General features: G+C 28.1%; 24 protein-coding genes. 1 reads left to right on the top strand and 23 read right to left on the bottom strand.

Annotated elements, in window-relative coordinates; genetic code table 11:
* Positions 1–96: 96 nt before the first annotated feature.
* From RDK80_RS03415 to RDK80_RS03335, 17 genes are all read right to left on the bottom strand, one after another.
* Positions 97–267: a hypothetical protein gene (locus tag RDK80_RS03415; protein WP_256310613.1), complete on the bottom strand. Its 171-nt coding sequence runs from the start codon at positions 265–267 to the stop codon at positions 97–99.
* Between the two features lie 28 nt (positions 268–295).
* Entirely contained in the window at positions 296–1,915 is a 1,620-nt protein-coding gene (locus RDK80_RS03410; protein WP_308523474.1) for a hypothetical protein, read from the bottom strand.
* 121 nt (positions 1,916–2,036) lie between these two features.
* On the bottom strand, positions 2,037–2,210 hold the full coding sequence (locus tag RDK80_RS03405) for a hypothetical protein (RefSeq protein ID WP_308523473.1): 174 nt from the start codon (positions 2,208–2,210) through the stop codon (positions 2,037–2,039).
* Positions 2,211–2,239: 29 nt separating this feature from the next.
* Entirely contained in the window at positions 2,240–3,871 is a 1,632-nt protein-coding gene (locus RDK80_RS03400) for a hypothetical protein (protein ID WP_308523472.1), read from the bottom strand.
* A 129-nt stretch (positions 3,872–4,000) separates the two neighbouring features.
* Positions 4,001–4,171: a hypothetical protein gene (locus tag RDK80_RS03395; protein WP_256310613.1), complete on the bottom strand. Its 171-nt coding sequence runs from the start codon at positions 4,169–4,171 to the stop codon at positions 4,001–4,003.
* A 28-nt stretch (positions 4,172–4,199) separates the two neighbouring features.
* Entirely contained in the window at positions 4,200–5,813 is a 1,614-nt protein-coding gene (locus RDK80_RS03390) for a hypothetical protein (protein ID WP_308523471.1), read from the bottom strand.
* A 135-nt stretch (positions 5,814–5,948) separates the two neighbouring features.
* Complete coding sequence (locus RDK80_RS03385) at positions 5,949–6,131, bottom strand: hypothetical protein (protein WP_308523470.1); 183 nt, start codon at positions 6,129–6,131, stop codon at positions 5,949–5,951.
* 29 nt (positions 6,132–6,160) lie between these two features.
* Positions 6,161–6,376 (bottom strand): hypothetical protein, encoded by a 216-nt coding sequence (locus RDK80_RS03380; RefSeq protein ID WP_308523469.1) that lies wholly within the window; start codon positions 6,374–6,376, stop codon positions 6,161–6,163.
* Between the two features lie 3 nt (positions 6,377–6,379).
* Positions 6,380–6,700, bottom strand: a complete 321-nt coding sequence (locus tag RDK80_RS03375; RefSeq protein ID WP_308523468.1) for a hypothetical protein — start codon at positions 6,698–6,700, stop codon at positions 6,380–6,382.
* Positions 6,701–7,072: 372 nt separating this feature from the next.
* Entirely contained in the window at positions 7,073–7,579 is a 507-nt protein-coding gene (locus tag RDK80_RS03370; RefSeq protein ID WP_308523467.1) for a hypothetical protein, read from the bottom strand.
* A complete protein-coding gene (locus RDK80_RS03365) occupies positions 7,572–8,462 on the bottom strand; it encodes a M55 family metallopeptidase (RefSeq protein WP_308523466.1) in 891 nt (296 codons plus the stop codon). The genes RDK80_RS03370 and RDK80_RS03365 overlap by 8 nt, the downstream gene beginning before the upstream one ends.
* On the bottom strand, positions 8,455–10,095 hold the full coding sequence (locus RDK80_RS03360; protein WP_308523465.1) for an ABC transporter ATP-binding protein: 1,641 nt from the start codon (positions 10,093–10,095) through the stop codon (positions 8,455–8,457). The genes RDK80_RS03365 and RDK80_RS03360 overlap by 8 nt, the downstream gene beginning before the upstream one ends.
* 12 nt (positions 10,096–10,107) lie before the next feature.
* Positions 10,108–11,388 carry a radical SAM/SPASM domain-containing protein gene (locus tag RDK80_RS03355; RefSeq protein WP_308523464.1) on the bottom strand — a complete coding sequence of 427 codons (1,281 nt, stop codon included), beginning with the start codon at positions 11,386–11,388 and terminating at the stop codon, positions 10,108–10,110.
* 17 nt (positions 11,389–11,405) lie between these two features.
* Entirely contained in the window at positions 11,406–12,725 is a 1,320-nt protein-coding gene (locus RDK80_RS03350) for a radical SAM/SPASM domain-containing protein (protein ID WP_308523463.1), read from the bottom strand.
* On the bottom strand, positions 12,722–14,029 hold the full coding sequence (locus RDK80_RS03345) for a radical SAM/SPASM domain-containing protein (protein ID WP_308523462.1): 1,308 nt from the start codon (positions 14,027–14,029) through the stop codon (positions 12,722–12,724). The genes RDK80_RS03350 and RDK80_RS03345 overlap by 4 nt, the downstream gene beginning before the upstream one ends.
* A 140-nt stretch (positions 14,030–14,169) precedes the next feature.
* Entirely contained in the window at positions 14,170–14,355 is a 186-nt protein-coding gene (locus tag RDK80_RS03340; protein WP_308523461.1) for a hypothetical protein, read from the bottom strand.
* Between the two features lie 29 nt (positions 14,356–14,384).
* A complete protein-coding gene (locus RDK80_RS03335; RefSeq protein ID WP_308523460.1) occupies positions 14,385–16,010 on the bottom strand; it encodes a hypothetical protein in 1,626 nt (541 codons plus the stop codon).
* Between the two features lie 628 nt (positions 16,011–16,638).
* Between RDK80_RS03335 and RDK80_RS03330 the strand changes: the two genes are divergently transcribed.
* Positions 16,639–17,160, top strand: coding sequence for a hypothetical protein (locus RDK80_RS03330; RefSeq protein WP_308523459.1), 522 nt, complete (start codon positions 16,639–16,641; stop codon positions 17,158–17,160).
* A 157-nt stretch (positions 17,161–17,317) separates the two neighbouring features.
* Here the strand turns inward: RDK80_RS03330 and RDK80_RS03325 are convergent, their stop codons facing one another.
* The 6 genes from RDK80_RS03325 to murB all read right to left on the bottom strand — a co-directional run bounded on the left by RDK80_RS03325 (position 17,318) and on the right by murB (position 22,847).
* Positions 17,318–18,109, bottom strand: a complete 792-nt coding sequence (locus RDK80_RS03325) for an ABC transporter permease (protein WP_256310860.1) — start codon at positions 18,107–18,109, stop codon at positions 17,318–17,320.
* On the bottom strand, positions 18,110–19,033 hold the full coding sequence (locus tag RDK80_RS03320; RefSeq protein ID WP_256310861.1) for an ABC transporter ATP-binding protein: 924 nt from the start codon (positions 19,031–19,033) through the stop codon (positions 18,110–18,112).
* A gap of 247 nt (positions 19,034–19,280) precedes the next feature.
* Positions 19,281–20,285 (bottom strand): YvcK family protein, encoded by a 1,005-nt coding sequence (gene yvcK / locus RDK80_RS03315; protein WP_094900922.1) that lies wholly within the window; start codon positions 20,283–20,285, stop codon positions 19,281–19,283.
* Between the two features lie 12 nt (positions 20,286–20,297).
* Positions 20,298–21,155 carry an RNase adapter RapZ gene (rapZ, locus tag RDK80_RS03310; protein ID WP_308523458.1) on the bottom strand — a complete coding sequence of 286 codons (858 nt, stop codon included), beginning with the start codon at positions 21,153–21,155 and terminating at the stop codon, positions 20,298–20,300.
* Between the two features lie 12 nt (positions 21,156–21,167).
* Complete coding sequence (locus RDK80_RS03305; protein WP_256310862.1) at positions 21,168–21,935, bottom strand: PHP domain-containing protein; 768 nt, start codon at positions 21,933–21,935, stop codon at positions 21,168–21,170.
* Positions 21,936–22,847, bottom strand: coding sequence for a UDP-N-acetylmuramate dehydrogenase (murB, locus tag RDK80_RS03300; RefSeq protein WP_374041662.1), 912 nt, complete (start codon positions 22,845–22,847; stop codon positions 21,936–21,938).
* Positions 22,848–22,881: the final 34 nt, after the last annotated feature.

The raw sequence follows: 22,881 nt of genomic DNA, 5'->3' as shown, positions 1-22,881 counted from the left end.
ACGATTACTTTTTTTAACAATATTCATTCAAGGACTAATTTCAAATGAATAAAGGTAAGTTTAACACCTTTATTCATTTAATAACCAGATTCTTAATCACAAAATTTTCGTCATGAAAAATGCCGTCATCGGGCTAGCACTATACAGACATTTACAATTATCAGTTATCATAGGAGGTTCTCCCATTGGTTGATACTCGTTATTTTTCCCTTTTTCCTCTCCTATTTCTCCATCTTTATTCCATAGTATATCATTCAATGATTTCATCCTTGCCCCCCCTTCTGCAACTTTTATATCAAAGTATCAATTCGATAGCTTTAATATTCTCCTTAAGATACTCTATCCAATCAACCTTAAGTTCTTCATAGCTTTTTCCAAAGTACTCTTCATAGGTCAGTGTACTGAAATCTTCAACCATTAGGTATAAAAGCTTTTCTAGTCCATATTCATTTATTAAATAGTTAGTGAAAATTTGATTTAAATGATAATCAATATAATTTCCTTCATCCATCGGCCTTAATGTTTGATTGGTATTGTATCCATCTTTAACGAAAACTGTACCTACAACAAGTATTTCCGATCCTTTATCTTTTATAAGTTTTATTGCATCTATAAGTACTATATTAACAATTTTTATTCTCTCATCTTTATCTTTTATTATCTTATCTATCTCATTTAAATCTATATCATTTATTTCAAGAACCTCGATAACCTTATCATAATCATAATATATTTCTTTTACTGTGTCGTCTTTTCTTGCCTCTAACAAATCACTTACTATCTCTTTTGCAATAAGTCCAGAATATGCCATATCCAAATAGTTCACTATACCTTCATTTAGCCATTTGGGCATATTATCTATTGGTATATTATTCTTTAAAAGAGAGTCTGTAACTAATATATGACCGAATTCATGTGCTTGAGCGCTTAAGCTTTTAAGTTCAATCATTCCTTTTCCTGAAAATGCACCTCCTTGTGTCTTTGTGTTATTATCAAAATAATAGTGTATCTTAGGAACATTTTCTATTACAGTACTATAGTCATTATAGAAATTAGGAGCGTCTTTTTTTATTCCTTCTTTTATGCCTTTTATACTTGTATCCATCTTAAGTATAAAATCTTCCAGTTCTTCAGCAGTATCATATTGTTCGTCCATAGTTCTTGGTTCTATGATAAATCCATTAACGCTTTCCTTTGTATTTATAGTTAAATATATATTTGGTTTTAGTTTATTCACTTCCATCCTGTTCATTAGACTCTCTATACTTCTTTGATAGGATAAATCTATATTCTTATCATTTGCCCATTCTTCTATATCTGATATGTATACTTGATTTTTCAGTAATTCTTCTTTTTTACCATTTTTTATCAGATACTCTACCAAATCAACTGATGCAGATTTAATATTTTCTATTTCATTCTTTGATGAAAATGGTTCAAAAAATCTCGCTCCAAAAAGTGAGAAATCTTGAGCTTCATAGTATTTAGAAAACTCTAGGAATTCCATATCTGCCTCAAATATCTTTGCATAAAGTCCTTCTGAAATCCAATTATCATATATATCATAGGATTTTTTTATAAGTTCTTTTTTGAACTCCTCTGTATTTATAAAGTTACTATTACATTTAATATTTCCTTCTACTTTAGGTATAACATGCTTTTCATCTATATCTATATCTATTTCTATATTATGTATTGGTGAAAATTCATTGATTCTTTGTAAATCTTCTAGTACAGTGCTATAGGCATTTTCTTTGTCCTTCACTGTATTAGATATCTTTACACTGATATTATCATTTGAATACATTGTGAAATACTCTTCTTTAGTTTCTACTAAGCTTACCTCTTTAGCACATCCAATGATTGATAATGTTACAACAAGTATTAGCAAAATAAATATTATCTTTTTTCTCATATTATATAACCCCTTGAAAATTAATATTATGACTATATAAAATGAACAAAAGATTAGATTTCAATCTTTTTGTTCATTTTATTTTAGTTTTTAAGTTACATCATTTTAGTTTCCTTATTTATTAAATACAGCCCCCTGCATATACTCCAGACTCAAAGAGACCACAACCAACATACTGGCATGCACAATTATCTGTCAACATAGGAGGTTCTCCCATTGGTTGATACTCGTTATTTTTCCCTTCTTCTCCTATTTCTCCATCTTTATTCCATAGTACATCATTCAATGATTTCATCCTTACACCCCCTTTCTGAAATTTTTATATTAAAGTATCAATTCGATAGCTTTAATATTCTCTTTCAGATACTCTATCCAATCAACCTTAAGTTCTTCATAGCTTTTTCCAAAGTACTCTTCATAGGTCAGTGTACTGAAATCTTCAACCATTAGGTATAAAAGCTTTTCTAACCCGTATTCCTCAATTAAGTAAGTTGTAAAGCTAAAATTAGCGTGATAATTAATATAATTCCCTTTGCCCATAGGCCATGATTTTTGTTTAGGATTGCTTGGCTCTCCTGAAATAAAAACAGTATCTTTTATCGATGATTCAGAACCCGTAACTTCTGCATGTTTTAAAACAGAAGAGAACCATATATGGCATATTTTAATTCGTTCACTTTTATTTGTCATAATTTCCGTGGTATTACTTAAATCCATATTATTAGCCTGAAATATAGTATTAATATTATTTATTAGATTTTCTTCATGTTCAGTAAGTTTTTCTTCAGACCTTAAATCATTACTATAGATATTAGCATAAATACCTTCTATCTTAAATTTATAACTGTCTGAATATATAAAATCGAAATAATTTGCTATACCTTCATCTAGCCATCTAGGTTTATTTACTACTATGTTATTATTTAAAAAAGAATCCATTATTAATATATGACTGAATTCATGTGCTTGAGCAATTAGGTCTCTGAGATTTACTATTCCTTTTTCTGTTACTGCTCCTCCATCTGCCTCTAATCTATTATCAAAATAATAATGTATCTTAGGAACACTTTCTATCGCATCACTATATTCATTATAAAAATTAGGTGCATCTTTCTTTATTCCCTCTCTTATATTTTTTATATTTACATCCATCATCACTATAAACTCTTCTATCTTTTTAGCAGTATCATATTGTTCATCTATAGTCTGTATATCTATAATAAATCCATTAATATCTTCCTTTGTATTTATAGTTAAATATATATTTGGCTTTAATTTATTTACTTCCATCCTGTTCATTAGGCCCTCTATACTTCTTTGATAAGATAAATCTATATTTTTGTCCTTACCCCATTCTTCAATATCTGATATGTATACTTGATTTCTCAATAATTCCTCTTTCTTCCCCTTTTTTATTAGATACTCAACTAAATCAATTGATGCAGCTTGCACATTTTCTACTTCATCCTTAGATGCAAATGGTTCAAAAAATCTTGCTCCAAATAATGAGAACTCATGAGTTTCATAGTACTTGGAGAATTCTATTTCCTTTGTATCCACTTCAAATATCTTTACATAAAGTCCTTCTGAAATCCAATTATCATATATTCCATAGGATTTTTTTATAAGTTCTTTTTTAAATTCTTCTGTATCTATAAAGCTACTATTACATTTGATACTATCTTCTACTTTAGGTATAACGTGTTTCTCATCTATATCTATTTCTATCTTTTCTATTGGTGAAAATTCGTTGATTTTTTGTAAACTTTCTAAAATAGTATTATAGATATTTTCATTGTCTTTCACTGTATTAGATATTTTTATACTAATGTTGTCATTTGAATAGATGGTAACATAATCCTTTGTTGTTTCTATCAAGCTTACTTCTTGACTGCATCCATTAGTGAATAATGCGAAAACAAGCATTAACGATACTAATGATATTTTTTTATTCATCTTATTTTCTCCTTAACATAGGTTTTCAAATAAACGATTACTTTTTTTAACAATATTCATTCAAGGACTAATTTCAAATGAATAAAGGTAAGTTTAACACCTTTATTCATTTAATAACCAGATTCTTAATCACAAAATTTTCGTCATGAAAAATGCCGTCATCGGGCTAGCACTATACAGACATTTACAATTATCAGTTATCATAGGAGGTTCTCCCATTGGTTGATACTCGTTATTTTTCCCTTTTTCCTCTCCTATTTCTCCATCTTTATTCCATAGTATATCATTCAATGATTTCATCCTTGCCCCCCTTTCTGCAACTTTTATATCAAAGTATCAATTCGATAGCTTTAATATTCTCTTTAAGATACTCTATCCAATCAACCTTAAGTTCTTCATAGCTTTTACCAAAATACTCCTCATAGGTCAATGTACTGAAATCTTCAACCATTAGATATAAAAGTTTTTCTAATCCATAATCATGTATTAAGCTATTTGTAAAACTTTGATTGTCATGATAGTCAATATAATTACCCTTACCCATTGGCCATAGTTTTTGGTCAATTCTTTCTTGACCTTTTAAAAAAACTGCTCCTTTTTGAAAAGCTCCTGAGTCCTCAAGCTTCGATAAATCTGTCATCACTGTAGTTGCTATTGTAGACACCTTTATTTTTTCATTCTTATTCTCAGTTAGATTATTTAACTCTATATTGTTAGCCATAAAAATCTTATACCATTTATCGGCTAATATCTTTTCTTCCTCATTCAACTTATCTTCATTTTCTTTTGCATCTAATATTAAACGAAGCGTACCTTCTATTGCAGACTTAAACGACTCTGAATAAGCAATACTTAAATAATTTGCCATACCTTCATCTAGCCATATAGGTTTATTTACTACTATGTTGTTATTTAAAAAAGAATCTACTATTAATATATGACTATATTCATGTGCTTGGGCTGATAAATTTTTAAGAACTATTCTGCCTTGTCCCATTTCTGCGAAATCAATATCTGCATTTATATCAAAATGATAATGTATCTTAGGAACATTTTCTATTGCAACACTATAGTCATTGTAAAAATTAGGTGCATCTTTTTTTATTCCTTCTTTTATATTTTTTACATTTGCATCCATCATAAGTATAAAATCCTCAACAATTTTAGCAGTTTTATACCGTTCATCCATAGCTAATACATCTATGATAAATCCATTGATTTCTTCCTTTGTATTTAAAGTTAAATATATATTTGGTTTTAGTTTATTGACTTCCATCCTGTTCATTAGACTATTTATACTTCTTTGATAAGATAAGTCTATATTCTTGTCCTTTGCCCATTCTTTAATATCAGCTATTTCTACTTGATTCTTCAATAATTCCTCTTTTTTACCCTTTTTTATTAGATGCTCCACTAAATCAACTGATGCAGACTTAATGTTTTCTATCTCATCCTTCGATGAAAATGGTTCAAAGAATCTTGCTCCATATAATGAAAACTCATTATTTGAATAATATGCAATAAAGTCCACTTCCTTTTTCTCTAGATCATATATCTTTGAATATAGTCCTTCTGATATCCAATTGTCGTATATATCATAGGATCTTTTTATAAGCTCTTTTTTAAATTCCTCTGTATTTATAAAGCTACTATTACATTTAATACTACCTTCTATTTTAGGTATAACATGCTTTTCATCTATATCTATTTCTATCTTATGTATTGGTGAAAATCCATTGATTCTTTGTAAATCTTCTAGTACAGTGCTATAGGCATTTTCTTTGTCCTTCACTGTATTAGATATCTTTACACTGATATTGTCATTTGAATACATTGTGAAATATTCTCCTTTATTTGCTACTAGACTTATCTCTTTAGCACATCCATTTGTGAATAATATAAGAATAAGTATTAATGATACCAATGATATTTTTTTATTCATCTTATTTTCTCCTTAACATAGTCTTTCAAATAAATGATTACTCTTTTTTAATAATATTCATTCACTGACTAGTTTCAAATGAATAAAGGTGTAAATACACCTTTATTCATTTAATAACTATGATTAGTTTCTTAGCTAGAAGCAGTTTACTTGGAGTCCAAAAGACTTGTTAAAAGTACATTCTCCAATACCATATTTACATCCACAGTTATCTGTCAACATAGGAGGTTCTCCCATTGGTTGATACTCGTTATTTTTCCCTTTTTCTTCTCCTATTTCTCCATCTTTATTCCATAATACATCATTCAATGATTTCATCCTTGCACCCCCTTTCTGAAATTTTTATATCAAAGTATCAATTTGATAGCTTTAATATTCTTTTTCAGATACTCTATCCAATCAACCTTAAGTTCTTCATAGCTTTTACCAAAGTATTCTTCATAGATCAATGTATTAAAATCTTCAACCATTAGATATAAAAGTTTTTCTAACCCATATTCCTGTATTAAATAATTTGCAAAACTTTGATTAGTACGATAATTAACATAATTTCCCTTTCCCATAGGTCATGCATTTTGAGAACTTATACTAAATCCAACTACATCTATTGGTATACCTTCTGGCATCACGAATTTTGAAAAATTTATTCCCATTGTACCTAATATTGTGGATACCTTCATTCTTCCTTCCTTATCTCTCATTACTTTATTTAGATTACTTAAATCTATATTATTTTCCTCAAGAATTTTAATCATATTATCAAAAAAGACTTTTTCTTCTTCGATTAATTTATCCTCATCTTTTTTTGCCTCTAATACTTCACTGAGCATTTCCTCTATTATAAATTTAGATGAATCTGTGTATGAAATATCCAAATAATTTGCCATACCTTCATCTAGCCATATAGGTTTATTTATTACTATGTTGTTATTTAAAAAAGAATCTACTATTAATATATGACTATATATCATGTGCTTGGGCTAGTAAACTTTTAAGAGCTATTTTCCCTTGTTATATTTCTGCAAGATTAATCTTTTCATTTATATTAAAATAATAGTGTATCTTAGGGACATTTTCTATTACATCACTATAGTCATTATAAAAATTAGGTGCGTCTTTCTTTATTCCTTCTCGAATTCGTTCTATATTTATATCAAATCTTAATATATTATCTTCAATTTTCTTTGCAGTATCATATGGTTCATCTATAGTCTGTATATCTATGATAAATCCATTAATACTTTCCTTTGTATTTATAGTTAAATATATATTTGGTTTTTCAGTAATTCTTCTTTTTTCCCCCTTTTTATTAAATACTCCACTAAATTTATTGATGCTGATTTTATATTATCTACTTCTAGTTTCTCTATATTATATATCTTTGCATATAGTCCTTCTGATATCCAATTATCATATATTCCATAGGATTTTTTTATAAGTTCCTTTTTAAACTCTTCTGTCTCTGCTAAATCGCTATTACATTTAATACTATCTTCCACTATAGGGATAACGTATTTCTCATCTATATCTATTTCTATCTTATCTATTGGTGAAAATCCGTTGATTTTTTGTAAATTTTCTAAAATAGTATTATAGATATTTTCATTGTCTTTTACTTTATTGAATATTTTTATGCTGATATTCTCATCTGTATATGTTGTAAAATGTTCTCCTATAGTTTCTACTAAGTTTATTTTATTACTACATCCATTGCTGAATAATGTAATTATAACCACTAGTAAGATTATCAAGATTTTTTTATTCATCCTTATCTCCTTCACATAAACTAAGAAAACACTTTAATATCTCATATAGGTCCATATGACTTAACTCATCAATATTTTTATTTAATAATTTTTTAATATGTTCATCCTTTATTACAGCTAATGATTCAGGCTTATACTTGAATATATTTTGATACATAATCTCCATATCTCTTTTTATAATATAATTCAAAGGTATATGTAAATTAGGCAAATAATTAAAAAAATCAATAGTATCTTTAAAAGAGGTCTTTATACATAGCATTAATTCTTTTATCATATTTAAAACATGTTGGTTAAAAAAAATCTTTACTTCTGAGCCATCAAATCTTAGTACATCTGGCTTACTATTGACTGCATTTATTACATCATTTTTTAATCTTTCATAAATTAAAATATCATCTTCTCCATTTATATCATGGTATATACAATTATAATTTAAGTAGTTAATTACTTCACACTCAGTACTTATCAGTGAAACAGGAATATTATGGTAGGACAGTAGATTAACTATCATTTCTATTTCTCCTACTTCTTTTCCTCCTAGTAGTAATTCATCAATTTCCGACCTAAATGTATGAGGGAATCTGCATTTATCGCTTTTTTTACCATGAAATCCTATTAAGAATGCCATATTGTATTTGATATTAAAATCGATGTTTTTAATCTTTTCAACTATATTTATATCTCTATTTAACTCTTTGACTGAGTCTGGTAAAATTCCATCGTTATGACTATAACATAAATATATATTAATACTACTAGGTATGGAATCTACTATTGTTGAAATTTCCTTATACAATAGCTTTTCATTAGTCTCCTCATCACATAAATCTTCAATTCCTATAATTGCTTCTAAATCCACTATTATCAATATATTATCCATTACTCACCTCTAATTTTTCATCTATAAATTTATGATATCTGTCAAAAAAGTTAGAACGGTATCCTCCGTGTTCAATCATTATAACGGTTTTATCTCTTAAGTATTTGTTTAATATATAGTCAAATTTCGCCTCAAACTTATGGTCTAAATTTGCAAGAGGTTCATCTAAAATATATATAGATGCATCTTTAGTCAAACATCTTATTAACTCTATTTTCTTTTTTTGACCACCAGATAATTCATAGTTTTCATCTATAAAAGTGTCTATACCTGATTCCAGCTTCTCTATATAGTCAAATAAATCAAAATCCATCAATATCTCATTTAGATTATAACTAGTATCATTAATTTCATATAAAATATTATCTTTTATTGATAAAGGATAGATGACTGGTTTTTGACTGGAAATACTTATATTTCTCATAATATCTTTGGATTTATAGTCACTATACTTCTTATCATTAATTAAATAACTACCTTCCGTCAAAGGATACTGTAATGATATTAATTTTATTAGACTTGATTTACCGCTTCCATTCTCACCTTCAATCAATATATGTTCTCCCTTATTCAAATGCAAATCAATATTTTCTAATATACATGACTCACCTATTTTAAATTCAGCTTTTTCTATTTCTAATTTATTAATAAAATTAAGTGATAATTTGTTTTTTTCATCATGTTCAAATATTTGGTTTTTCTCTATTATTTCAAATACTCTGTCCAAGCTTAAATGATATCTTTGTATAGATGGTATAATACCAGTTATATTTATAATACTCATTAGTACCTTTTGAATATAGAATGATAAAAACATAAAAATCTCAGGGTTAAGTTGTTTTTTAAATACCAATGCTCCAGCTAATGCATAAAATAAAAATATATTTGCCTTTATTACAAGCTCCATTAGATATTGTAAATTTATTTTACTTTTATTTAATTCATCAACATTTAAAATCTTTTTATCAATACAATTATCAAAATCATCGGTAATAAAGCTTTTAATTTTTTCATTAGAAGCAATTTCATATATTCCATTAGTGACTTTTTTTACAATACCTAAAACTAAATCTGAATAATAGTAGTCTATTTTATTAAATGCCTTTATTTTCTTTGCATAATACATATTAATAAATATTATAGGAATCACTAATAAAACAGTATAAAGAAATAGAATATTTTGCCTAATTAATATAAACAACATGGATATTAAAATTATAATCTCTGATAAATAATTAAATAAACAATTTAAATAGTCTACGGGTGTATTATAATCATTTAAAAACACATTGTTCAATTTAGCAGAATTATAGTCACTACTATATTGAAAATGACTAAAATAACTATAAAATATTGTTTTTTTAACATTATTGTTTATTCTAACAATTAATTTTGCAGATAGAGTATCTAGCAAATAATTAATAACACGAAATATTAAATAATATATTAGAAAGAACAGAAGGTATCTTTTAAATAAAGATATTTTGTTTTGAATGATTGAGGTTACAATAATGCTTATAAAATACGCCTCTATTAAAGCTATTATATTTATAAAAATATTTGTTATTTTAATTATTAAATATCTGTTTTTGTATTTATCTAATAAGGTTAAGCTTTTTCTTATATATAACAAATTCATTTTCTCCTATATAACTTTTTCTAATATTCTTTTTATATAATCACAATTTGGAGCATGTATAGTCTTATTCACCTCATATTTTTCATAAGCACATCCCCCACCACATAATAAAGACAATTTACAATCATTACATTCCTCAATAGATAAAATACTTCTATTTAGGATATCACTTTCTTTATTGATCGATATACCTTCTAAGTATGAGTAATATCCTATTGCTTCCTCATCTCTTCCTACTGTCATCATACAAGAATATACCTTTCCATAGGGATCAAACACCCTTGAAGTTGTTTCGGAATTACAATAATTAGTTCTTAGCTCTATTGGTTTTCTTTCTCCTAGAGCCCTAAAAATATTACAGCGATTAAAATTAGCATTTATCCTAAAAACCTTTGAAAGAATCTTATAATTATCTTTTAACCAAATAAATATATATTCTTTATCTATTTCTTTTATTTGTGTAATAACATCAAAACTAAATGCTATCGCATCTTTAAATTCTGAAAATTTGCTTTCAAAAAAACTGATCAAGGCTTGTACATATTGTAAATTTTCCCTGCATATGTTCATCCTTATATAAATTCTATGATTTTTTTGCAGCATAATATCTATATTATCAACAATCTTATCAAATGTACTGCCACCGCATATTCTATGTCTAATTCTATCATGATATTCTTTATCGCCATCTAAAGTAATTTGGAAACTTAAATTTTCCTTATTATCAAACATTTCAACGAATTCATCTAAGTAGTATCCATTGGTTATTATTGTAATTGGATAGTTATCGAATTGTTTTAATATATAAGGTATGATGCTCTTAGTTCTAGGTAATAAAGGTTCCCCTCCGTAAATTGAAATATCATGAATATTTTTATATGAAGCTTTTATAATATCTATTTGTTCTTCTGTTATTACCTCCATATTCTCATGTAATGAATGATTTTCATAACAGTAAGAACATCTAAAATTACACTCATAAGTTGGTACAATACCTATTGAATAAGGACTTGCTTGCCAATTTTTTAATATTTGTTTTATAACATCCATTTTTACTGTTTCCTCTTTATGTTTGTTATCTATTATATATCCCCTCTCTAGCAAACTATCAAAAAAGCTTTTTTCATATTCATTGTTTGGTTCTATATCGTCTAACAAATACCACTTATGGAATATTTCCTTTTCTTGAAAATCTATTTGGTCTATGAGTCCATTAATCGTATTAATTATGATATATGAATCCAATGTTGTACTGTAAGTACATACACAATTATCAATTATTTTCATATCAAATTCTCCAATTCTTATTTATTATTTATAATTTCCTCTTTTATTAATTGATCTAAAACATCTTCCAAAGATTCTTTATAATTTTCTTCCTTCCATCTACCACAATAAGTTGCATCTAGCTTTCCACTATCATTTAAAGCTTTTGCAACACATCCACCTTTGCAAAAATATTTATATTCACAATCACTGCATTTATTCATAGTACGTATATCCCTATTATTAAGTTCTTTAATATTTTCCTTATTTATCGTTATCTCTGGTTTATACGTCCCTACCTTAAATTTAGAATTATTTGATCCTAGGCAAACTACAACATCCCCTGTCGGTAAAAAGGTATACGAAGGTTTACTACAAGCTTCACAAGACTTATACGGCTCTATCTTGTCTCGTTGTTTAATCATATTATACATAGTAGATATATTGTAATTAATAAAGTTTTGACCGATATATTGAGTTCTATTATCTGAGTCTAAAATATTTTTAAATGTATGTTTTACAGTATTTAAATAACTATTATCCTCATCATTATAATCAGTCTTAGTTATATCTAAGGTAAAACCTACAGAAAATTTATTTTCTAGCCAACCATACTTCTCTAATTTATCAAAAAAACTTATATATTCGGCACTGTCTTCTGGATGATATACTGCGTTAATATCGACTTCAATATCATTCCTAAGTAAAAATTCTAGTCCTTCCCATATATTGTCATAATATTTATCTTTTATAGCTTTCCTGTGTTTTAAATGCAAACTTTTTTCTCCGTCTACAGAGAGTATTACCTTTTCAATATTATTTTTGTTGTTCTCAATTATTAATTTATATGTCATTATATTAGCACCATTTGTAGTAAATGATATTTTAGAATTTGAGAAATTCTCAAATACTCCATCTATAAGTTCTAAATTATTATCTAGGAAAGGTTCTCCTCCCATAAGGTTTATTGTATCTATGACTGTATTTGTACCAAAATAACTATCATGAACATTATAAAACTCCTTTATCTTTAAAAGATCATCTACTTTTAATTTATCCTTTATGATTTTATATTTATTTTGATAACAATAAGTACACTTATAATTACAATCAAACCCAGTTATGAGAACTATATTAACTAATTGTTTACTATCTAAAGAATCTTCTTTAATTTCTTTTAGTGCTATATTATCTTTATTTCTTAAATAGCTTTTATATTCTTCTAGTAATTGGTTATATTCTATCTTGCCCATAACAGTATAATCCAAGGTCACTAAATCTAGTATAATGTACCTTCCATAATTATAATGAACAATTTTTTCATTATCTGTGCTTATATTAAAATCCTTTAATTTCATAGTATCACTTCCTCAAGTATGTTATAGCCTAATGCTTTAATATATTGGTCAAATTTTCTCATAAAAGAACCACACTCTCCTCTGTAATTGTTACTATCTATATTACTATTTGAATTTCCGCAGCCCCCTCCGCACAACAAAGCAAATCTACAAATTTTACATGATTCAATTGTTGATATGTTCCTATTTATTAAACTGTCCTCAAAATATTGGAATTCGGGATAATACTTACCAATTCTTGCATTTTTATTGCCAACTGATACTAAACAAGAGTAAATATCTCCTTTACCATCTACTAGTCTGGCACTTGTTTCTGCTGAACAATTATTGAATTTCAACTCAATTGGTCGTCCATCCATTATTGATTGTTGAAAATTTATTCCGGAGTTATTTATTGTATTATCTGAATGTTCTTTTACAGAATACAATATAGGTTCTAAAAAGTTTTTACTTTTATCATCTAGTTGGAATATAGGCTGTAGTTCAAAATTTAATGTTCCTTTATTTTGATACTTATTCTTTAATCTATCTCTAAGCTCTAAGCACTCCTGATAATTGTTATTAGTTATATTCATCCTTATTTTTATTGGTATTTCATTTTCTATTGCTAAATCAATATTAGAAATCAGCTTACTAAATGTTCCTGTTTTGCTATCTTTTAGATAGCGAAAACTATCATGAGTTTTTCTATCTCCATCTAAAGTAATTTGTATCCATTCTATTCTAATTTTTTTCAATATATCAATATACTTATCTATGTTGTATCCATTTGTTATTATCCGATATTTCTTGTTTGGATATTTTTTTACTATGTATTTAATAATCTCCATATTTTTTTCTAATAAAGGTTCTCCTCCATATAAAAGGATACTCTCTATATTAGGAAATAGGTCTTCAATTCTATCAATCATCTCCTCTGTCATTAAAGTATTTTCATCCTTGTTAACATTTGACTCAAAGCAATAACTACAACCAAAATTACAATCGTATGTCAATACCAAGCCTATATCCTTAATATTATTTTTAGACTTTTCATAATCTTTTTTAAGGTTTTCAATCTGCGATTCTTTATATCTTTTCTCTTCCTCTATATTACTCATAATATACCTACGTTCTACTAAAGCATTATATAACTCCTTTTCATATTGATTATTAAACTGATATTTATTAGATTGCTTCCAATCCTTTATTACATTCAAATCCCTGTTAGACAGTATATCTGAAAGTCCATTTAACAGATTTATTAGAATATATTCATCATTTCTATCTGTCTTTATAATTGTAGAATGGTCTATAAAATGCATAACAATTCCTCCATTTTAAAAGGTTAAAATCTATAACCGTAAATATATAAAATGAATAAAAGGCTGATTCTTATCCTCTTATTCATTTTATAATTACAGTTTTTAATTTACACTATTTTGATTTCCTAAAAGTTATTTCCCTAACACCATCTATCTCCTTTTGAAAATCCCCCTCCACCTATAGGACTGTCTTGATATCCATATTGACATCCACAATTATCTGTCAACATAGGAGGTTGTCCCATTAAAACATATTCATTATTTTTACCTTTTTCTTCCCCTATTTCTCCATCCTTGTTCCATAGTATGTCATTCAATGATTTCATTCTTGCACCCCCTTTCTGCAGCTTTTATATCAAAGTATCAATTCGATAGCTTTAATATTCTCTTTAAGATACTCTATCCAATCAACCTTAAGCTCTTCATAGCTTTTTTGAAAGTATTCTTCATAGGTTAATGTACTGAAATCTTCAACCTTCAGATATAAAAGTTTTTCCACTCCATATTCTTCTATTAAATAATTTACAAAACTAAAGTTAGCATAATAATTAATATAGTTTCCTCTATCCATTGGCCATAGCTTTTGGTCAGGTCTACTTTCACCTCCTGAAACATAAACTGTATCCTCAATTAATCCTTCAGCCGTTATAGATTTAGAAAATTTTATTCCCATCGAGCCTAATATTGTTGATATCTTTATTCTTTCATCTTTATTTTCCATAATTTTATCAGGATTACTCAAATTTATATTATTTCTCTCAAAAATTTCAATCTGACTATTAACAAGTTTTTTTGATTCCTCATTAAATTTATGCTCATTTGCCTTTACATTAGATATTATATGGTGTCTTCTTTTTATTTCTAATATAAATGAATCCGAATATACAATATCCAAATAATTTGCTATGCCTTCATCTAACCATTTAGGGTTATCAATCTTTATGTCATTTTGCAAGAAAGGATCAGCCATTAATATATGGTTGAATTCATGTGCTTGAGTCTGCAAATCTCTGAGCCTTATTTTTCCTTGCCCTGGCTCTGCACGATTTGTTTGTTCGTTCATATTAAAATAATAATATATCTTAGGAACATTCTCTATTACATCACTATAGTCATTATAAAAATTAGGTGCATCTTCCTTTATTCCTTCCTTTATATTTTTTATGTTTATATCCATCATCAATATAAATTCTTCAATCTTTTCAGCAGTATCATATTGTTCATCCATGGTCTGTATATCTATGATAAATCCATTAATATTTTCTTTTGTATTTATAGTTAAAAAAATATTTGGCTTTATTTTATTTACTTCCATTCTATTCATTAAACTCTCTATACTTCTTTGATAGGAGAAGTCTATATTCTTATCTTTAGCCCATTCTTCAACATCTGATATATCTATCTGATTTTTCAGTAATTCCTCTTTTTTACCCTTTTTTATTAAATACTCTACTAAATCTATAGATGCAGCTTGTACATTTTCTATTTCTTTTTTTGATGAAAATGGTTCAAAGAATCTTGCTCCAAATAATGAGAATTCATTGTTTAAATAATATGTAGTAAAGTCCACTTCCTTTTCCTCTATATCATATATCTTTGCATATAATCCTTCTGATATCCAATTGTCGTATATATCATAGGATTTTTTTATAAGTTCTTTTTTAAATTCTTTTGTCTCTACAAAATTGCTATTGCATTTAATGATATCTTCTATTTTAGGTATAATATATTTCTCGTCTATATCTATTTCTATATTATGTATTGGTGAAAATTCATCTATCTTTTGTAAATCCTCTAAAACGATGCTGTAGATATCTTCATTGTCTTTTACTGTATTGGATATTTTTATACTGATATTTTCATTTGTATACATTGTGAAATACTCTTCTTTGGTTTCTACTAAGCTTACCTCTTTAACACATCCAATAATTGGTAATATCACAACAAGTATTAGCAAAATAAATATTATCTTTTTTCTCATATTCAGCTCTCCTTTATCAGTCCATAAAATCATATAAAGATAATATCATCATTTATAGATTTCTAAATATCCCCAATCTATACACAGTCCTATTCCTAAAGTCTACACCAATTATTCATATTAATTTCTTTCTAATGTTTAAAAAGTTAGACATTATTAATTTTAGCTTGTCCTTAATCCAAATACATTATCTCTCATAAGAGTTTTAAAGTAATAAATTATCTTGATTCATTTGAGCTAAGATAATTTATTGCTTTACCTTTAAATTGACATTATATTTCATATTTTTCAAAATTTTTACTAAAATCAGTATAACATCCACTGAAAAAACTGTCAATCCATTGATTTGACTAACTTTTAGACATATTCAGACATGATTCGACATATTCCAATATATCTTGTTATTCTTATATAAACAATTATATACCAGCTTGATTGACACTATTTCTTTTACAAAAGAATGATACACTTTGTGAATCTAGATGTCACTATTATTTATCTTATCTCTTATTACTAATTTCAGTATACTATATGATATAATATTGCCATAATTACCCAGTGTCATCTGGCACTTATAAATGACTATTTTATTCTTCTAAGGGAAATATATATTTAGAGAGGTGATATTATGACTGTAAATGAAAAATTTATTATAAATTTACAAGGAAAGTCTTTTGTAACCTATGAAGGGCTTCTTGATTTAGCTCATCAAAGAAATCTTATATCTATAGAGGTTGAGATAATTCAGATACCTACTAAGGAAAATAATATGACTGCCATATGTAAAGCTGTAGCTACTACTGATAAGGAAAGATTCCAGGATATAGGAGATGCTTCTCCTAATTCTGTTAATTCAGCTTTGGTTCCACATTTAATTAGAATGGCTTCTACTCGTGCAAAAGCTCGTGTTCTTAGAGATCTAACCAATGTTGGGATGACTGCGATAGAGGAGTTATCTATTGAAGATTCTATTGTGACTGATGGTGAAGAGGGCTATTCAACTTATCAAGAAGAGCCTCCAACTCCTAGACAGGTAGAAACTATAAAAAAATTAGCTGGAGAGTTAAACTATCAAGTAAATTACGATACCTTAACTAAGAAAAGTGCTGGAAATATAATATCTAGATTAATAGAAGAAAAGAAAAAATAAGCAAATTTACTTCTAGTGCTACATTTAAGAAAAACTTAAATATTGATAAAACAAATAATTCCTTGGATATATAATTCTTATCCAAGGAATTTCTATAATAACAATCTTATACTATCTTACTATCAGTATAGTTTATAGGTTTATAATCCTTCTTGCTCTAATATTGACCTAACAAACCTTTCCTTTTAGCCAATTTAACACATTTATTAAATACTAATAAACCTATACTAAAATATAAAATAGAATTGCCTACCATAATTCCATAATCATATATTGAGAAATCAACAAGTGAATATCCTTTCCTCATAGATAACATAACCTTATCTGCTGCAGGTCTAAAAGGCAGTAAATTGTATATGATTTTATTTTCTGGACTTACCATAACTAAAGCTATTAAAAAATATTGAACTATATTTAGCAAAGATTGAATCTTTTTAAAAATAAGTGCTAAGCCTCCAAAAATCAACCCTATACCTAATATACTAAATATACCTATAAATATAGGAAATAAAATTGAAAATATCTTTATCTCAAGTTGATAATTGGTTGTCACCATAATAATAAATAATAGAACAATAGAAATTATCAAGTTTACTAACAAATCAGAAAGACTCCTTGCAGTCACTATAGTTGAAAGCTTTATACCTGACATATTTAGCTGCTCTAATGTCCCCCTATTAGCATCATGTATTATGCCATAAGCAGCACCTGAATAAGCCATCAACATAATTGTCCATAAAAAATATCCTACTATAAATCCTTCTAAGCTACTCCCCATATCTATAGGGGAAATGCCAAAATTTATACCAAAACTTTTAACTCCTAGAAACATTGCCATAAAGAGTACATAAAAGATTATAATGTCTGAGATTGTATTAAACTTATACCTGCTCAATTCCTTTAGTGTTTTTTCCATAGATACTTTAAATAGATAAAAGTACTTAGTCAATTAACTCACCTTCCCATCTGTGAGACTTAAATATACTCTCTCAAAATTGATATCCTTTTGCTTTATCTCTTTTATAAGGATGTTTATATTTTTTAATTCTTCTATGATTTTATATATATCTTGAAAATCCAATATATCTATTTCTATTTTGGATCCATTATTTATAAAATAAAAACCATAATCTAATCTCATTAATAAATTCCTGTTTTCTTCAGAGAGACTTTCTGCAAGCACAATTTCATAAGTCATTGTTTTAAACATATTTAATAAATTTTCCATATTATCTTTTGCAACTATTTTCCCCTTATTTAAAACAACTACATAATCACATATATCCTGAACTAAATTCATATCGTGAGTACTAAGCAAAATAGTTTTATCTAAGTCAGATGTTATATCCATTAAAATATTCTTAATATCTGAATGACTTTGGACATCTAGACCAAGAGTGGGCTCATCTAGCAAAATAACATCCGTATTGCAGATTAACGTCATAGCTATAGCAACCTTTTGCTGCATACCTCTCGATAAGTTGTTTACCATAACATCTCTTTTATCTGTCAAATTAAATCTATCTAATATCATATCTATGTCTTTTTCTAGTCTTTTTCCTCCCAATCCTCTTATACCTGCAAAGTAACGTAAGTTCTCTCTTGGGGTTAGTCTCCAGTAGAGATTTCTAGTACCTTCAAATACGGCTGAAATTCGATTTGTAGACTTCTTGTTGTCTTTCCCACATATCTTAATATCGCCCTTATCAGGAATTATTAAATTGCAAATGCTTTTAATAGTTGTAGTTTTCCCCGAGCCATTTGGCCCAAGTATTCCACATATACTTCCTTTTTCAACTCTAAAAGAAATATCATCCACTGCCTTAACCGTTTCATAATGCTTTGTCAGATTAATAACTTCCACAGCCTCCATCCCATCATCCCTCCGATTCCATTGTTAATAGATTAATTATATAATTTCTTTTGCTGTTAAATCTCTATATACCTCTTCCTCTATTCCCATATAGTATATATGAAAATATAGAATATTTCTACAACCTCAATTAATATTTTGGGTCATGTTTTATATATGACTAAAGTCATATATAAAATAAATGGTTATATATAGTTTTATTTTTCCATAATCTATTCTTACTAAAAGAAAAAAATAAGCATTTTGCTTATTTTTCTTTTTTAGCTATTTCCATTAATAGTTTACTAAGTTTAATATTATCATGCCTAATATAATCTTTTCTAATATTTATTAAGTTCTCACCTATTAATTTTATATTTCTAGATTTTAATATCTTTTCATCATTTGATCCCATCAATACTGGCTTAGAACCATCCATTATATATTTCTCAAGAGTATCTATAGGGATTTCTTCTTTATTTGCTATTACATAGTCTAAGAAATCTAATGTACTGTGCTTTAGTATTGCATTTACATGGTCTAATACATCATATCCATCTGTCTCTCCAGGTTGAGTCATTACATTGGTAATATATACTTTTGGAGCTTTAGCATTATATATAGTATCTACTATATGGTTCACCAAAAGATTAGGTATGACACTGGTATATAAACTTCCCGGTCCAAGGACTATTAAATCTGCATTATTAATTGCTTCCACAGATTCATCTAAGGGGTAAGATATCTTAGGCTCGGTATAGATATAGTCTATTCTGCTGCCAGCCCTCATTGCATCAAGTGGGATATGGGATTCTCCCTTTAATATATCACCATTTTCTAGAACGGCGCAAAGCTTCACGTCTTCTAAAGTCATAGGAAGTACCTTTCCAGTTACAGCCAATACATTACTTGTCTCCTTTATTGCCTTCTCAAAACTACCATATATTTCATTCATAGCTGCTATAAATAAATTGCCAAAATTTTGACCCTTTAGTATCCCATCAGTAAATCTATACTGTAAAAGTTTCTCCATAGTAGGCTCCGTATTAGCCAGAGCCAATAAACAAGAACGAATGTCCCCTGGAGGAAGCATTCCTAGATCCTCTCTAAGTATACCTGATCCTCCACCATCATCTGCCACAGTAACTATAGCTGTAATATTAGATGTAAGTTTTTTAAGTCCTCTCAATAAAATGGAAAGTCCTGTACCACCACCTATGACTACAAATTTAGGTTCCATGGATAATTCTTTCTCTACTTTAAAACTTCTCATAAATATTCCCCTTTATCTTAATCTATAGTCTCTATGGCTTACTGCTACCCTATGACCATTTGTTTCCAATATGTCAGCTATTTCATTAGCTATTGCCACAGATCTATGGACACCTCCTGTACATCCTATGCCTACAATCAATTGAGTTTTTCCCTCTCTTGTATAATGAGGAATCAAGAATTCCAACATATCTATAACCTTAGATATAAATATATTGGTTTGAGGCCATTTAAATACATAATCTCTTACATTTTCATCTTCTCCTGTATATTCTCTTAGCTCTTGAATATAGAAAGGATTTGGAATAAATCGTACATCAAATATCAAATCACCATCTAATAATGTCCCATGCTTGAAACCGAAGGAAATTACCGAAAGAGATATATTTCTTGATCCTTTTCCTTCTAGAAATATATTTGACATCTCTTCTTTTAGCATGCTTAAAGTCAAATTAGATGTATCTATTATATAATCTGCTCTTCCCTTCACATTCTCTAAAAGTTCTCTTTCCTTTTTAATACCTTCAATTATACTTCCTTCTGGGTTTAATGGATGAGGCCGCCTTAACTCCTTATATCTCTTTACCAATACATTATCAGCTGCATCTAAGAAAAGAATTTTATGTGTCATTCCACCATCATTTAGTTCTTGTAATCCTTTGAAGAGATGTTCAAAGAATTCACCAGAACGAATATCAACTACTACAGCTACCTTATCTATATCTTTTCTAGATTTGTAACATAATTCCGCAAATTTCGCCAAAAGGGCAGGAGGTAGATTATCCATACAATAATAATTCATATCCTCCATTACCTTCATTGCTTGAGATTTACCAGCTCCTGACATACCAGTAATCAATAAAAATTCCATAAAAACACCTCATTAGTTTATCTCAATATTTTTTATTCTGTCTAGAGGCAGATTTGCCTCTTTTGCTTTTCTTATTCCATTTTCAACATTTCCAACATCCTCTGGTCTATGGGCATCACTATTTACCATATAAATGACATCCATATCTAATAAAAGTTTAATGCTTTCTACAGATAATTGGCTATGTTTTGCACTTATCTCCAGAGCCGTACCATATTTGTTAGCCTCCCTAGCTAATTCTACAATATCAACTACTGCCTTAGATCCTGGATGAGAAATCATATTTATAGGATATTTCCCTAAGGCTTTTATATATGCTCTGGTATTTAATTCCTTGGCTTTTTCCTTACCTATATGAAAAATTTTAGATATTGGATTTAATACATATAATCCTATACCATCCTTTAAAGTTTTTGGAGTAGCACCATAGTGATATCCCATAATTAAGAAGTCAATATATTTAAGGAGTTTTTCATCTACATCGAGAGTTCCATCTAACCCCACTAAATTGGACTCTATCCCAAGTAAAATCTTTAATCCCTTAGGTATAAATTCTTCATTTAATCTATCTATTTCACTTTTCATAAGAGGAATTCTTTTTTTCCTAACACCATAAAGATAATGTCCAGGTCCATGCTCAGTGATTGCAATTTCACTAAGTCCCTTAGCTAAAGCGGCTTCTGCATTATCTCTAATGGTACCTATTGCATGTTTACCTTCTTTTCTAAAACCACTACTATAAATAGTGTGAGTATGATAATCACCTATTAGCTTTATCATCTAATCCTCTCCTAATAGCTTTATCTCCCTTTCAAGTTCTACGTTAAATTTATCTCTTACTACTTTTTGTATGACAGAAATCAACTGTAATACATCCTTGCAAGTTGCATTATCAATGTTAACGACAAATCCACAATGTTTCTCTGAAACTTGGGCTCCACCATGTCTTAGCCCACGAAGTCCTGCATCTTCTATTAATTTTCCAGCAAAATATCCTTCTGGTCTCTTAAATGTACTACCTCCACTCGGTAGTTCAAGAGGTTGTTTTGATGTTCTTTTATATGTTAAATCTTTCATTATTTCTTCAATAGCTGAGTATTCTCCAGTTTCTAAACCTAACTCTACACCAAGTATAATCAAACCTTCATCCCATACTCTACTATTTCTATATCTAAAATTCATCTCTTCATTTGTATATTCCCTAATTTCATTATTTTTATCCAATGCTCTAACTGTCGTCACTACATCTTTCATTTCCCCACCATAGGCACCTGCATTCATTGTAATTGCTCCTCCTATGGTACCAGGTATACCAGATGCAAACTCAAAGCTTTTTAGACTATGCTTTAAAGCTACCTTGCTAGTAGTGGATAATAGTGCTCCAGCTTGACAGTAAATTGTAGTTCCATCTACTGTTATTTTATTAAATCCTTCATTTATTTTAATTACAACACCTCGTATACCACCATCTCTAACAAGTAAATTGCTGCCATTACCCATGATTAAAAAATCTATATTATTTTCTCTTGAGAATTTAATTGCTTCTATTAGTTCCTCTTCATTAGATGGAATAATCATTACATCTGCTGGTCCACCAATTTTAAATGTAGTATGATTTCTCATTGGCTCATCTAATAATATTTTTCCAAAAGATTTATTTTCAAACATTTTCTGCATTTCTTCTTTTTTCAAACAAACCACTCCTTATGTAATCTCCATATCTTTA

The organism is uncultured Tissierella sp. (assembly GCF_902479755.1).
Lineage (GTDB): Bacteria > Bacillota > Clostridia > Tissierellales > Tissierellaceae > Tissierella > Tissierella carlieri.
This window is presented reverse-complemented; position numbering and strand designations above follow the sequence as displayed.

Coding starts and splice junctions, on each gene's coding strand:
- RDK80_RS03390 (WP_308523471.1), bottom strand. CDS start 5,813: ATGAATAAAAAAATATCATTGGTATCATTAATACTTATTCTTATATTA.
- RDK80_RS03375 (WP_308523468.1), bottom strand. CDS start 6,700: ATGGCAAATTATTTGGATATTTCATACACAGATTCATCTAAATTTATA.
- RDK80_RS03345 (WP_308523462.1), bottom strand. CDS start 14,029: ATGCATTTTATAGACCATTCTACAATTATAAAGACAGATAGAAATGAT.
- RDK80_RS03365 (WP_308523466.1), bottom strand. CDS start 8,462: ATGGATAATATATTGATAATAGTGGATTTAGAAGCAATTATAGGAATT.
- RDK80_RS03410 (WP_308523474.1), bottom strand. CDS start 1,915: ATGAGAAAAAAGATAATATTTATTTTGCTAATACTTGTTGTAACATTA.
- RDK80_RS03370 (WP_308523467.1), bottom strand. CDS start 7,579: ATGAATAAAAAAATCTTGATAATCTTACTAGTGGTTATAATTACATTA.
- RDK80_RS03335 (WP_308523460.1), bottom strand. CDS start 16,010: ATGAGAAAAAAGATAATATTTATTTTGCTAATACTTGTTGTGATATTA.
- RDK80_RS03305 (WP_256310862.1), bottom strand. CDS start 21,935: ATGATAAAGCTAATAGGTGATTATCATACTCACACTATTTATAGTAGT.
- RDK80_RS03405 (WP_308523473.1), bottom strand. CDS start 2,210: ATGAAATCATTGAATGATGTACTATGGAATAAAGATGGAGAAATAGGA.
- RDK80_RS03330 (WP_308523459.1), top strand. CDS start 16,639: ATGACTGTAAATGAAAAATTTATTATAAATTTACAAGGAAAGTCTTTT.
- RDK80_RS03415 (WP_256310613.1), bottom strand. CDS start 267: ATGAAATCATTGAATGATATACTATGGAATAAAGATGGAGAAATAGGA.
- RDK80_RS03400 (WP_308523472.1), bottom strand. CDS start 3,871: ATGAATAAAAAAATATCATTAGTATCGTTAATGCTTGTTTTCGCATTA.
- yvcK (WP_094900922.1), bottom strand. CDS start 20,285: ATGAGAAGTTTTAAAGTAGAGAAAGAATTATCCATGGAACCTAAATTT.
- RDK80_RS03395 (WP_256310613.1), bottom strand. CDS start 4,171: ATGAAATCATTGAATGATATACTATGGAATAAAGATGGAGAAATAGGA.
- RDK80_RS03385 (WP_308523470.1), bottom strand. CDS start 6,131: ATGAAATCATTGAATGATGTATTATGGAATAAAGATGGAGAAATAGGA.
- RDK80_RS03320 (WP_256310861.1), bottom strand. CDS start 19,033: ATGGAGGCTGTGGAAGTTATTAATCTGACAAAGCATTATGAAACGGTT.
- RDK80_RS03350 (WP_308523463.1), bottom strand. CDS start 12,725: ATGAAATTAAAGGATTTTAATATAAGCACAGATAATGAAAAAATTGTT.
- rapZ (WP_308523458.1), bottom strand. CDS start 21,155: ATGGAATTTTTATTGATTACTGGTATGTCAGGAGCTGGTAAATCTCAA.
- RDK80_RS03340 (WP_308523461.1), bottom strand. CDS start 14,355: ATGAAATCATTGAATGACATACTATGGAACAAGGATGGAGAAATAGGG.
- RDK80_RS03355 (WP_308523464.1), bottom strand. CDS start 11,388: ATGAAAATAATTGATAATTGTGTATGTACTTACAGTACAACATTGGAT.
- RDK80_RS03380 (WP_308523469.1), bottom strand. CDS start 6,376: ATGGGAAAGGGAAATTATGTTAATTATCGTACTAATCAAAGTTTTGCA.